The 13608-nt window shown below is 46.0% G+C and carries 12 protein-coding genes; all 12 read right to left on the reverse strand.

Annotated features, from left to right (window positions below):
• Window positions 1-8 precede the first annotated feature (8 nt).
• Genes A7sIIA15_RS04120 through hisI form a run of 12 tightly spaced genes read right to left on the reverse strand, consistent with a single transcriptional unit; the run spans window position 9 to window position 13597 of the window.
• Window positions 9-1463 (reverse strand): glutamate synthase subunit beta, encoded by a 1455-nt coding sequence (locus tag A7sIIA15_RS04120; protein ID WP_095685911.1) that lies wholly within the window; start codon window positions 1461-1463, stop codon window positions 9-11.
• Window positions 1456-6132 carry a glutamate synthase large subunit gene (gene gltB / locus A7sIIA15_RS04125; RefSeq protein WP_223298225.1) on the reverse strand — a complete coding sequence of 1559 codons (4677 nt, stop codon included), beginning with the start codon at window positions 6130-6132 and terminating at the stop codon, window positions 1456-1458. Before gltB ends, A7sIIA15_RS04120 begins: the two co-directional genes overlap by 8 nt.
• Window positions 6072-6779, reverse strand: a complete 708-nt coding sequence (locus tag A7sIIA15_RS04130; protein WP_095685912.1) for a VIT1/CCC1 transporter family protein — start codon at window positions 6777-6779, stop codon at window positions 6072-6074. Before A7sIIA15_RS04130 ends, gltB begins: the two co-directional genes overlap by 61 nt.
• Before the next feature lie 21 nt (window positions 6780-6800).
• Window positions 6801-7607, reverse strand: coding sequence for a prolipoprotein diacylglyceryl transferase (gene lgt, locus A7sIIA15_RS04135; RefSeq protein WP_095685913.1), 807 nt, complete (start codon window positions 7605-7607; stop codon window positions 6801-6803).
• A gap of 3 nt (window positions 7608-7610) precedes the next feature.
• The gene (locus tag A7sIIA15_RS04140) at window positions 7611-8330 is read right to left on the reverse strand and encodes a DsbA family protein (protein WP_095685914.1); all 720 of its coding nucleotides are present in this window, start codon (window positions 8328-8330) and stop codon (window positions 7611-7613) included.
• On the reverse strand, window positions 8330-8827 hold the full coding sequence (locus A7sIIA15_RS04145) for a MauE/DoxX family redox-associated membrane protein (protein ID WP_095685915.1): 498 nt from the start codon (window positions 8825-8827) through the stop codon (window positions 8330-8332). Before A7sIIA15_RS04145 ends, A7sIIA15_RS04140 begins: the two co-directional genes overlap by 1 nt.
• A complete protein-coding gene (gene trpA, locus A7sIIA15_RS04150) occupies window positions 8824-9627 on the reverse strand; it encodes a tryptophan synthase subunit alpha (protein ID WP_095685916.1) in 804 nt (267 codons plus the stop codon). Before trpA ends, A7sIIA15_RS04145 begins: the two co-directional genes overlap by 4 nt.
• Entirely contained in the window at window positions 9624-10820 is a 1197-nt protein-coding gene (gene trpB, locus A7sIIA15_RS04155) for a tryptophan synthase subunit beta (protein ID WP_095685917.1), read from the reverse strand. Before trpB ends, trpA begins: the two co-directional genes overlap by 4 nt.
• Window positions 10817-11602 (reverse strand): indole-3-glycerol phosphate synthase TrpC, encoded by a 786-nt coding sequence (trpC, locus tag A7sIIA15_RS04160; RefSeq protein WP_095685918.1) that lies wholly within the window; start codon window positions 11600-11602, stop codon window positions 10817-10819. The genes trpB and trpC overlap by 4 nt, the downstream gene beginning before the upstream one ends.
• Window positions 11599-11769: a hypothetical protein gene (locus A7sIIA15_RS07080; RefSeq protein ID WP_190279110.1), complete on the reverse strand. Its 171-nt coding sequence runs from the start codon at window positions 11767-11769 to the stop codon at window positions 11599-11601. The genes trpC and A7sIIA15_RS07080 overlap by 4 nt, the downstream gene beginning before the upstream one ends.
• Window positions 11769-13253, reverse strand: coding sequence for an anthranilate synthase component I (locus A7sIIA15_RS04165; protein WP_095685919.1), 1485 nt, complete (start codon window positions 13251-13253; stop codon window positions 11769-11771). Before A7sIIA15_RS04165 ends, A7sIIA15_RS07080 begins: the two co-directional genes overlap by 1 nt.
• Before the next feature lie 2 nt (window positions 13254-13255).
• Window positions 13256-13597, reverse strand: coding sequence for a phosphoribosyl-AMP cyclohydrolase (hisI, locus tag A7sIIA15_RS04170; RefSeq protein ID WP_095685920.1), 342 nt, complete (start codon window positions 13595-13597; stop codon window positions 13256-13258).
• Between the last annotated feature and the right edge of the window lie 11 nt (window positions 13598-13608).

Raw genomic sequence — 13608 nt, forward strand, 5'->3', positions numbered from 1 at the left:
TTCCTACCTTAAACCATTAGTTGACGGGTTGTTGGTTCTATCGGTGACGGAAGCTGAGTCTCCCCAGTGAGATATCTATCAACGGCTGCTGCTGCACTTCTACCTTCTGCAATTGCCCAGACAATTAAAGATTGTCCGCGCCCTGCATCTCCTGCTACGAAAATACCTTCTTCACTAGTTTCAAAATCTGCATTGCGTGCAATGTTTCCACGATCATCTAACTTAACTTCTAACTGTGAAATGAGATCAGATTGTTCAGGTCCGGTAAAACCCATTGCTAGGAATACAAAATCTGCAGGAATCTCGTTGGCAGTCCCAGGAACTGGTTCAAACTTTCCATTTTCAAACTTTGTCTCAACGATACGGATGGCACGTAGATTTCCATCAGCATCACCTAAGAACTCTTCAGTACTTACTGAGAACATACGGTTATCGTTTTCTTCATGCGCACTTGAAACACGATAAATCATTGGATACGTCGGCCAAGGCTGTGAACCTGGACGCTCATCACTTGGGCGAGGCATGATTTCAAGCTGAGTAATACTTGCAGCTCCTTGGCGAATAGATGTTCCCAAGCAATCTGCACCGGTATCACCGCCGCCTAAAATCACGACATGTTTTCCTGCAACATTAATTGGTGAAACTTCGATCTCACCCAAAGCTTGCTTATTGCCCCAAGGCAAAAACTCCATTGCTTGGTAGATGCCTCTATATTCGCGGCCAGGAATTGGTAGGTCGCGCCATTTAGTCGCACCGACTGCAAGAACAATTGCATCGTATTTCTTGCGAAGATCAGCGCCAGTTAATTCCACTCCGACATCAACGCCTGCACGAAAACGCGTTCCTTCTTTTTCCATCTGAGACAAACGGCGATCAAGAATGTGTTTTTCCATCTTAAACTCTGGAATTCCATAGCGAAGAAGTCCGCCAATTTTGTCTGCTCGCTCATACACAGCAACAGTATGACCAGCACGTGTGAGCTGTTGGGCCGCAGCTAGACCTGCAGGCCCAGAGCCAATAACAGCAATAGTTTTACCTGAAATACGATCTGGAGCCAAAGGCTTAACATCACCTGCATCAAATGCTTCTTCAATAGTGCGCAGCTCTACTTGCTTAATTGTCACAGCTTCGCGATTAATCGCAACAACACATGCAGTCTCACATGGTGCTGGGCACAAACGGCCAGTGAATTCAGGAAAGTTATTCGTAGCATGCAAACGGTTAATGGCTTCGGTTTTATCACCGCGCCAAATCAAATCATTCCATTCAGGAATTAGGTTTCCGAGTGGGCACCCTGAATGACAGAAAGGAATTCCGCAATCCATGCAACGACCAGCTTGCTTTTGTAGATGCTCAAAGCTTTGTGGTTCATAGACTTCGCGCCAATCTTGAATGCGAACATCAACTGGACGTCGCGTTGGAGTCTGGCGCTCAGTTGTCATAAAGCCTTTTGGATCAGCCATTTGCAGCAACCTCCATCACCAAAGCATCTACAGGTAAACCTTCACGTGTTGCACGGGCCATTGCTTCGAGCACGCGTGCGTAATCACGTGGCATCACAAGGGAGATTCGCTTAATTGCACTATCCCAATCTTTGATTAATTCACTTGCAACAATAGAGCCTGTCTCTTGGGCAAAGTCAGAGACAAGTGCGCGAAGAATCTCTTTTTGATCGCCAGGTACTGCCAAAATATCAACCATCTCTGCATTTACATTTGCAGGATCTAGATCCAAAACAAAAGCTCGTCCACCTGACATACCAGCTGCAAAATTACGACCTGTGCGACCAAGGACAACCACGCTTCCACCAGTCATGTATTCACAACCGTGATCACCAATTCCTTCAACTATTGCTGTGGCACCTGAGTTTCTAACACAGAAGCGCTCACCAACAACTCCGCGAATCATGATCTGACCAGATGTTGCACCGTAGCCAATAACATTTCCAGCAATAACATTCTCATTTGAATTAAATGAAGATTTCTCATCAGGTCGAACAATGATGCGACCGCCTGAAATTCCCTTACCCACGTAGTCATTGGAATCACCGTAAAGACGAATTGTTAAACCACGTGGAATAAATGCACCCAGTGATTGACCAGCTGAGCCATGTAAAGTCACATCGATTGTGTCATCAGGTAGTCCTGCTCCCCCGTGATTACGGGTGATTTGCGCACCCAACATTGTTCCAACGGTTCTATTAACATTTCGAACAGGAAGATCAATGCGCACTAACTCCTTCTTCGCTAGCGCTGGCTGTGAAAGAGAAATCAATTGATTATCAAGTGCAGCATCTAGGCCATGATCTTGCTTTGATGTGTTGTGGAGCGGGCTGATTACATCTGGTCGTGTGAGCAATGGTGAAAGATCAAGTCCACTTGCCTTCCAGTGATCAACTGCACGCTTGGTATCTAGATACTCAACATGGCCGACTGCTTCAAGTAGAGTCTTAAAGCCAAGGCTGGCCAAAATCTCTCGCACTTCTTCGGCAATATATTCAAAGAATGTCTCAACGAATTCAGGCTTACCTGTGAAGCGCTTTCGCAGTTCAGGGTTCTGCGTTGCAACACCAACTGGGCATGTATCCAGATGACACACGCGCATCATGATGCAACCAGAAACAACGAGTGGCGCAGTAGCAAAACCAAACTCTTCAGCTCCAAGGAGTGCGGCAATAACAACATCGCGACCAGTCTTTAACTGACCATCGGTTTGAACAACGATGCGATCGCGCAGATTATTGAGCAAGAGTGTCTGCTGAGTCTCGGCCAAACCAAGTTCCCATGGAGCACCCGCATGCTTAAGTGATGTAAGCGGTGAAGCACCGGTTCCACCATCATGTCCGGAGATAAGAACAACATCGGCATGTGCCTTACTCACGCCTGCTGCAACAGTTCCAACGCCAACTTCTGCCACAAGCTTGACGTGAACACGTGCATTCTTATTGGCGTTCTTTAAATCGTGAATGAGTTGTGCAAGATCTTCAATGGAGTAAATATCGTGGTGTGGAGGTGGTGAAATTAGGCCAACACCAGGGGTTGAATAGCGAACCTTTGCTACCCATGGATAGACCTTGTTACCTGGGAGTTGTCCGCCTTCACCAGGCTTTGCACCTTGCGCAATCTTGATTTGAATGTCATCTGAATTAACTAAGTAATCACTGGTGACACCAAAGCGACCTGATGCAACTTGCTTGATGGCAGAGCGCTTTGAATCTCCATTAGCCATCTTGATGTAACGCTCTGGATCTTCTCCACCTTCACCCGTATTTGATTTACCACCAAGGCGGTTCATAGCAATCGCTAAAGTCTCATGCACTTCTTGTGAAACAGAGCCATATGACATCGCTCCAGTTGAGAAGCGCTTAATAATCTCTGAAGCTGATTCCACTTCATCAATTGAAATGGCAGGACGCACGCCTTCATTGAAACCAAAGAGTCCGCGCAAAGTCATTAAGCGCGTGCTTTGATCATTGACTCGGTCGGTATAGCGCTTGAAGACGTCATAGCGCTTATTGCGAGTTGAATGCTGCAATGTAAAGACAGTCTCTGGATCAAATAGATGTGGCTCACCTTCACGGCGCCATTGGTATTCCCCACCAATGGGTAAACGCTTAGTTCCAGGAATCGCTCCCCCTGGAGGATATGCAATGTGATGGCGCGCAATTGTCTCTTGGGCAATGACATCTAAGTTGACTCCGCCAAGGCGAGATGTTGTGCCAACAAAATACTCATCTACTAACTCTTGGCTCAAGCCAATTGCTTCAAAAACTTGGGCTCCGGTGTAAGAAGCAATGGTGCTAATGCCCATCTTCGACATAACTTTGAGGACGCCCTTACCTAAAGACTTAATTAAGTTGCGAACAGCCTTCTCAGGTGTAATTCCTGTGATTACACCCTGTAGAACTAAATCTTCAGCAGTTTCCATAGCCAAGTACGGATTAACTGCCGCTGCGCCATAACCAATTAAAAGTGCAACGTGGTGCACTTCTCGCACATCGCCAGCTTCAACAACAAGTCCCACTTTGGTGCGAGTCTTCTCTCGAATTAAATGGTGGTGAACAGCAGAAGTTAAGAGAAGGGATGGAATAGGTGCTTCTTCAGCATCTGCATCACGATCAGAGAGAACAATGATGTGTGCTCCATCGGCAATTGCCTGTGAAACTTCTGCCTTAATCTCTTCCAAACGCTCACGAAGTGAATCGCCACCATCTGCAACAAAGAACAAACCACGAATCACATGTGTGGCTAAGCCTGGGTAATCTCCATCAGCGTTAACGTGAATAATCTTTGCTAACTCATCATTATCGATAACTGGGAAAGCCAAAGAGATTTGGCGACAGCTACTTGGACCTGGATCTAACAAATTGTGTTCTGGACCCATAGACGTTCCAAGGCTTGTAACTAACTCTTCGCGAATTGCATCAAGCGGCGGATTAGTAACCTGGGCAAAAAGCTGAGTGAAGTAGTCAAAGATTAATCGCGGCTTATCAGAGAGAGCTGCAATAGGAGTATCTGTTCCCATTGAACCGAGAGCTTCTAATCCATTCTTTGCCATCGGCGTAATAAGAATGCGAACTTCTTCTTCGGTATAACCAAATGCACGCTGTCGGCGTAATACTGATGAGTGAGGATAAATAATGTGCTCGCGGGAGGGAAGGTCACTTAACTTAACCATTCCCGCATGAATCCAATCTCCATAGGGAGATGAATCAGCTAATTGATCTTTAATCTCAGCATCTTCAATAATTCTTCCAGCTTCGATATCTACTAAGAACATCTTGCCTGGCTGCAGACGACCCTTTCGTGCAATGTTTTCTGCAGGAATATCAAGCACACCAACTTCAGATGCAAGTACTACAAGCCCATCCTTAGTTACCCAAAAACGAGAAGGACGCAAACCATTTCGATCAAGAACTGCTCCAACTTGATGACCATCCGTAAATGTCACACATGCAGGTCCATCCCATGGCTCCATCAGTGATGCATGGAATGCATAGAAATCGCGACGATTCTGCGGCATCGTTTCATGATTTTCCCACGCCTCAGGAATCATCATCAACACTGCATGTGGCAAAGAGCGACCACCTAAATACAAAAGCTCGAGTACTTCATCAAATGATGCAGAGTCGCTACCTGACATTTCAACGATTGGGAACAAACGCTTGAGATCTCCGGGAATTAAATCACTTTCAAGTAAAGACTCACGAGCACGCATCCAGTTTCGGTTTCCCTTAACAGTGTTAATTTCACCGTTGTGAGCGATAAAGCGGTAAGGGTGTGCAAGTGGCCAAGAAGGAAAAGTATTTGTTGAAAAACGCGAGTGCACGAGTGCTAGCGGTGAGATAACACGCTCATCAGAGAGATCAGGGAAAAACTCTTCTAACTGTCCAGTTGTAAGCATGCCCTTATAAACAATTGTTTGGGATGAGAGTGAAGGGAAATAGACTTTCAATCCATGTTCGGCGCGTTTGCGCAAACAAAAAGCCATACGATCTAGAACTAACCCAGATTCCCCGTTCACACCCGCAATGAAGATCTGCTGAAAACTAGGCATAACAGAAAGCGCAGTTTTACCAAGTGAGCTCGAATTAATAGGTAGCTCGCGCCAACCTAAAATCTTTAACCCTTCTTCTACCGCAATCTTTTCTATCGCAGCTTTAACATCAACACCCTGCTCAACAAATGCAATTCCTGATGCATAGGAGCCAGCTGCTGGTAAATCAAAAGTAGTTACATCCTGATAAAACTTATCTGGAATACGAATAAGGATTCCTGCACCATCACCGCTATCTGGTTCTGCTCCAGATGCACCGCGGTGTTCTAAATTACGAAGAGCGGTGAGTGCTTTTTCAACAATTTCATGTGTTGCTACTTTATTAAGCGTTGCCACCATTGCCACACCGCAGGCATCATGTTCTTGCGCAGGGTCATAGAGACCTTGTGCATGCGGGTAATTGGAAGGCAAAGCCACGGCGTCAGAGCTCCTGTTGTCGAAAATGATGTGAGGGACAACCTTGGCCCTGTGGTGCTGGTAAAGAGTATCAACAACTGAGCAGATTTCTACAGCAGTTAAATCCCAGAGATATGGGCAATCTTTCCAATACCTGCGGTGATGAGCATGCCCAGGCATCCTCCAATAATTACTCGAAGGGTTGGTACCAACACCTTTGAGCCTGCTGTCCTTGCACTAAGAATGCCCGTGATAACTAAGCCCATCACCGTGAAGGCAACAATGCTCCAGGCCTTAGCGCCAAGGGTCGGTGCAAAAGCACCGAGGAAGGGAATGAATCCTCCTGCTGTAAAACTTAAGGCCGAAGCTATTGCTGCCTGAACAGGTCGGGCCTTGGTGTGAGGATGTTGACCCAACTCATCACGCAAGTGCGCAGCAAGTGGATCTTTCTTATGCATCTCTTGTGCAACAGTTAAAGCAAGTTGCGGTGAAAGACCACGCTCAATATAAATGTGTTGTAGTTCAACAAGTTCACCTTCTGGATCTGTAGCAAGGTGTTCGATTTCTAACAGGCGATCTGATTCTTCAACATCGTTTTGAGAACGCACTGAAACATATTCACCAACAGCCATAGACATTGCACCGGCTGAAATTCCGGCTAAACCAGCTGTTAGTAGAAAATCAGTTTTACCTGCTGCTGCAACACCAATCATTAAAGATGCTGTGGATACCAATCCATCGTTTGCACCAAGAACTGCAGCGCGCAACCAACCAGCACGATGAGTGCGGTGGTGAAGATTGCGCTGATATACATCTTCTAGTGCCATGGGTCTGAGCCTACCTGAAAGCTATTGCCCTTTGCGTGATTGTGCGCGAAGTGTCAATGCCCCAGCTAGTGCAACCAGCACGCTCACCCAAATATTGACGCGAAATCCAGCAATTGTGTTAGCAGAATCAATTCGGATCGATTCAATTGCCAAGCGTCCTATTGAATACACCATTACATATATGGAGAAGACCTGACCGGGTGCAAGGTGCTTACCAAATTTAATCAAAGCAAACGCTAAAGCAGAACACCACAATGCTTCATAGAGAAAAGTCGGGTGAAATGTTTCAAATGCTGCATAGCCTGAAGGTCGATATTGCACGGGGACTTCTAGGGCCCAAGGTGCATTTAATGGTTTGCCAAATAATTCGACGTTAAACCAATTTCCAAATCTTCCTATAGCTTGTGCAAACAAAATCCCTGGTGCCAGCGCATCCAAAAAATGTGCAAAATTTGGCAAATCCATGCCCTTAGCTAATTGGCGATATCGAAGCCAAGCACCCACAGCGCCAAGAGAGATTGCGCCCCAAATACCCAAGCCACCCTCCCAGATTTTGAGAGCATCAACTGGGTTTCCTCCAGAACCAAAGTAAGCATTAGGAGAAGTGATCACGTGATAAATACGCCCACCAATAATTCCTGCAGGAACCGCCGTGATTGCAACTTCTGAAACTACAGATTTAGCTTCTGGTGCTTGCGCACGAAAGCGCTTATCTCCTAACCAAATAGCTATTGCGATTCCAGCAATTATGCATAAGGCGTAGAGATGAAAAGTAAGTGGGCCCAACTCCAACGATGAAACTGTTGGTGATGGAATTGAGCGAATCAAGGCTTAGCTTGCTTCGAACGCAGCTGCGAACTCACTTGGAAGGAATGCATTGTTCTGGCGCTCCCACTTTTTGCCGTTAAAGAACACGGTTGGAGTTCCTTGAACGTTGTATTTGGTCATAGATTCATAGGCAGCTTTTACCTTATCTAGCTTTGAACCCTTGGTCACGCAATCACTGAAGCTCTGCGTTGTAAGACCCGCGTAACTACCAATCTTGATTAAGTTTTCTGTTGAATAAAAGCCTGAGTTTTCAAGTACTGGCTGCACCAAATACATAGCCTTATGGAAATCTAGATAACGACCTTCATCAGCTGCGCAATAAGCAGCATTAGCAGCGGCAACAGATTCATTTCCAAGGAAAGAGACAACGTGGTAAACAACGTTAGCTTTCTTGGTGCGCACTAATTCATCGATGAACTCACCGTTGGCCTGTTCAAAAGTATTACAGACTGGGCACTGTGGATCTTCCCAAATATCAATAGTCTTTGCTGCACCGTTGTTAAATGTAATTCCCGCACCGTTTGCTTCATCAACAGTTGAAACAACTGTTGGGCCAGGTTTAAAATCGCTCAAGATTGCAAATGACTCATTGGCTTTAGACTTCTCACCAACAACGCTGAAGATAGCCCCTGATGCAACAACGAGGGTGACCATTCCGATAACTAACCATCGTGTGAATTTATCTCCGCCAGATGATTTAGTTGCCTTCGACTGCTTTGCCATTACTGCTCCTCGTTATTGTGAAGTGGTTTTTCAATGCTCAAACGTCCGTATGGGAAAAAGTATAGATAGGTACCGCACAAAGCCAAACCTAAATCGCGCAGAATCTCCTTGAGATAGGCGCTATGTGCCTCGGCAGCTTTACTTGGGTCAACTTCGCCTCCCCCACCAAAACATCCACAGTCAATGAGGATGCCGCGGGCCCACACCGAGATAATTGCGGCGATAAAGATAATCATGACGCCTGTTCCGATAACTGCAGCAAATCGAGTGGACAGGCCAATAATTAACAGGATTCCGATTGCGATCTCTAACCATGGCAATGCATAGCCAATCAGATGAGCAAGATTTGTAGGCAAGATTTTATAAGCCGCAACTGCACCTGCTGACTCAGAAGGTTTGAAGGCTTTTAGTCCTCCTGCTACTAACAGCACTCCACCTAGAAGAAGGCGACAAATCAAAGTAATAAAAGGTTGATACTTCTTATGCAAATTACTCATCGACCCTCTCGCACTCCTAACGCCAACTCTTTTGCTAATGCTGAAATCGCATCTAATCCCTCTTGCTCTGATTTAGCAGTTAAAAGCAGTTTAATGAAAGCTGATCCAACAATGACGCCATCTGCATAGGCTGCAACTTGCTTTGCCTGCTCACGCGTTGAAACTCCTAAACCAACAGAAACAGGAAGCTTTGTTGTGTTCTTCACTCTTGCAACCAGCGCACTTGCATCAACTGAAACATTGGTTCTAGCTCCAGTGACTCCCATGACAGAGGCGGCATAGACAAAACCGCCAGTCTTAGCAGTCACTTTGGCCAAGCGAGCATCTGAAGTACTTGGTGCAACGACATAAATTGGATTAATCCCAGAGTTATCAACGGCCTCTAACCAACGGGCGGATTCTTCAATTGTTAGATCCGGTGTAATAACCCCAGAGCCACCGTTATCTGCGATGGACTGTGCAAACTCGTTCACACCATATTTTTCAATAGGATTCCAATACGTCATAACAACCGATGCAACACCGGTATCACTTGCCACCTTCAGAGCTGAAAAGACATCTGCAGCATTTGTCCCACCTTTAAGGGAAATCTCTGCAGCCTCTTGAATTGTTGGACCATCCATAATCGGATCAGAGTATGGATAACCGATTTCAATTGCATCAACGCCCGCCTCTGCCAGAGCTTTGATTGCTTTTTCGCACCCTGATTTGGAAGGAAAACCTGCTGGAATATATGCAATGAGTGCAGCTCTATTTTCTGAACGAGTTCTTTCAAAAACTAGATCTAAAGCTGTGCTCACAATGGAATACCGAAATAATCTGCCGCAGTCTGAACATCTTTATCTCCACGTCCAGAAAGGTTAATAAGTAGAGTCGCATCAGGACCTAACACATTTCCTAGTACCAGCGCACCAGCTAAAGCGTGAGCAGTTTCAATTGCTGGGATTATTCCCTCTGTTCTAGAAAAGAGAGAGAACGCAGCCATGGCTGCATCATCATTTACTGCACGATATTCGGCGCGACCAATGTCATGTAGGTAGGCGTGCTCTGGACCAACACCTGGATAATCTAAACCGGCAGAGATTGAATGGGATTCAATCGTCTGTCCGTTTTCATCTTGCAAAACATAAGAGCGAGTTCCGTGCAATACACCCTCTGAACCACCGCTAATTGTTGCTGCATGGCGACCAGTTTCAATTCCATCCCCGCCAGCTTCCAAACCAATCAAACGTACTCCCGCATCAGGGATGAATGCATGGAAAATTCCGATTGCATTAGATCCTCCCCCAACGCATGCAAGAACAGCATCAGGTAATTTTCCGGTCAAGGCTAGAACTTGTTCACGGGCTTCTTCACCGATAATTTTATGGAAATCGCGCACCATTGTTGGGAATGGATGCGGTCCTGCAACTGTGCCCAACATGTAATGAGTTGTTGCAACATTTGTTACCCAATCGCGCATTGCTTCGTTAATAGCATCTTTAAGAGTGCGAGAGCCTGAAGTGACTGGAACAACTTCAGCCCCTAACAACTTCATTCGTGCAACATTGAGTGCTTGGCGGCGTGTGTCTTCTTCGCCCATGTAAACAACACATTCAAGTCCCATGAGCGCTGCAGCAGTTGCTGATGCAACGCCATGTTGTCCTGCGCCAGTTTCAGCGATGATGCGCTTCTTACCCATCTTCTTGGTAAGTAGTGCTTGACCTAAAACGTTATTAATCTTGTGGCTACCAGTGTGGTTGAGATCTTCTCGCTTGAGCAGAATTCTTGCCCCACCTGCGTGTTCAGAAAATCTCTTAGCTTCTGTGATGATGCTTGGACGTCCTGTGTATGTGCGATGTAGTTCGGCCAGCTCTGCTTGGAAAACTGGATCAGTTTTTGCCGCGTTATGCGCTGCCTCTAGCTCATCAAGAGCTCCAATAAGTGCTTCGGGCACAAAGCGACCACCGTATTGACCAAAGTGGCCAAGGACATCACCTAATTGGATTGTCATGAACTAATCCTATCCGTGCCTAGAAGTTCGCGCATCGCCAACTCTGGATTGGCTGCGCGCACCAATGCCTCACCCACCAGAATCGCCGTCGCCCCATTGTTTTGTGCAAATTCGACTTCAGAGCGCTTGGAGATTCCAGATTCTGCGACGCGCACCACATCTTTTGGGATGAGAGGCAAAAGCTGCGCAAATGCACTTGCATCAACATCTAGGGTCTTTAAGTTACGGGAGTTAACACCAACAATGCGCGGTGAGATCTCTAACGCTCTCTCCATTTCATCATGTGTATGTACTTCAACAAGTGCTCGCATATGCAAACCCTCTGCTAATTGATGAAAATCGTTGAGTTGTGACTTACTCAATGCAGCAACAATAAGAAGCACAACATCTGCGCCATGGGCGCGTGCTTCAAAGAATTGATATTCATCAACCATAAAATCTTTACGCAGTATAGGAATATTCACTCGCGAACGGACCGCATCTAAGTCATCAAGTGAACCGCCAAAGCGTCGTCTTTCAGTCAACACGCTAATTACGCTGGCACCAGCGTTTTCATACTGCTCAGCCAAACTTGCAGGATCTGCAATTGTCGCAAGTGCTCCCTTGCTCGGCGAAGAGCGCTTAACTTCAGCAATCACTGAGAGTTCATTTTGAAGTAGCTTCTCTAAAGGATCGCGCACCGGTGCCGCTTTATCCATGGCCTCTTGCAGTTGAGCTAAAGGTTTTCTACGAGCAGCTAAATCTTCCCGAACGCCTTCAATAATCGAATCCAGGACGCTCATTTTTTATCCTGCACAGTTGGGTCAATGCCTTCATCAAGTGCGCTCCACGTGTTGAGCACACGAGGCTTTCTCTCATAGCGTGAAGAAAGCTTGAACTTCTTACCAATAAGCAGCACTAAGGAATAAACAACAAGAATGCTCAAGGCGATTGCAATTGATTGTTCCATTAGTTCTTTCGCAATCTATTTGCCGAATCCACTGCCATCAACACAGCTGCTGCCTTATTTCTACACTCTTGATTCTCTGACTCCGCATCAGAGTCTGCAACGATTCCGGCCCCTGCTTGCACGTAAGCAACACCATCATGAATTAACGCAGTTCTAATCGCAATGCATGTGTCAATATTTCCAGTGAAATCTATATAACCGACAATGCCTCCATAGACTCCGCGACGAGTTGGCTCGAGCTCTTCAATAATCTCCATCGCTCGAGGCTTTGGTGCACCAGATAATGTGCCAGCAGGAAAGACTGCAAAGAGTGCATCTACTGGAGTTGATTTCTCGCCCAAAGTGCCAGTAACAGTTGAAACAATATGCATGACGTGCGAATAGCGTTCAATGTGCATGAAATCAATAACTTCCACAGAACCCGGAGCACACACACGCCCCAAATCGTTTCGACCTAAATCAACCAACATTAAATGCTCTGCTCGCTCTTTTGGATCTGCTAAAAGTTCCTCACCTAAGCGGTGATCTTCCTCAGGAGATGATGAGCGCTTTCTCGTTCCAGCGATGGGGTGAATCATTACTTCACGCGCATTTACTTTCACCAACGCTTCAGGGCTTGAACCCACAATTGTGATTCCCTCATTGAAACGGAACAAATACATATATGGACTTGGGTTATTAAGGCGCAGCATGCGATAAACATCAATTGCATCGGCAGAACATGGCATTGAAAAACGTTGAGAGAGAACAATCTGGAAAGCCTCTCCGGCCAATATCTCCTCTTTTGCAATTGCAATCTTTGCCTTGAACTCATCAGGGCTCATGTTGGCTTCAAAAGTTGGTGAAGCATGTGAATCAATCTGTGCAATTTCACCATCAAGGGGTGCTGCCAAATCTGCTTGCATGCGATCTAAACGCTCATTGCATGCATTGAATGCTTCATCGATACGATCATCGCTTCCATCCCAGTTAATGGCATTAGCAATTAAAGTAATGGTTCCATCACTGTGATCTAGAACTGCCAAATCACTTGTCAACATAAAACTCAGCTCTGGAAGTGGTAGATCCTTTTTCGAAAGGCTAGGAAGTTTTTCCAATCGTCGGACAACGTCATAGCCCATGAAGCCCACTAGTCCCCCAGTTAGTGGAGGAAGTCCTGCAAGGGTGGGTGATTTCAAATGTGCTGCAGAAAGACGCAACGCTTCAAGTGGGTCAATTCCAGTTGGTGCACCAGCTGGTGCCGTGCCCTGCCAATATGCCTTTCCATCTTTTTCGCTCAGCGTTGCTTCACTTCGCACGCCAATAAATGAATACCGTGACCAAGCACCACCATGTTCGGCAGATTCCAATAGAAAGGTATTGGCAGCGTTCTTAGCTAATTTTCTATAAACACCCAACGGTGTTTCACCATCTGCAAGCAGACGCCTTGAAACTGGAATTACATTTGAAATCTTGGCGTAAGCTCGAAATTCTTCTAGGTTCATTCTTACTTACCCAGCGCTAACGGGGTGTGGAAACAGGTTCTTTCACCAGTATGGCAAGCAACACCTGTTTGCTCCACTCGAATGAGTAATGCATCTCCGTCACAATCCAAAGCGACAGAGATTACTTTTTGAAAGTGTCCAGAAGTTGCACCTTTAATCCAGAGTTCGTTTCGAGAGCGCGACCAATACGTTGCCTTTGCTGTACTAAGAGTCAGCGCAAGAGATTCTGAGTTCATATAAGCCAGCATTAAAATTTCATTCGTTGTTGAGTCTTGAACCACGGCAGGAATGAGTGTTGTTGGATCTTTAAGCAACGCTGTAACTGCTGGATCAAGTGAGCTCATGGAGTAATTCT

The sequence above is a fragment of the Candidatus Planktophila vernalis genome (assembly GCF_002288185.1).
Lineage (GTDB): Bacteria > Actinomycetota > Actinomycetes > Nanopelagicales > Nanopelagicaceae > Planktophila > Planktophila vernalis.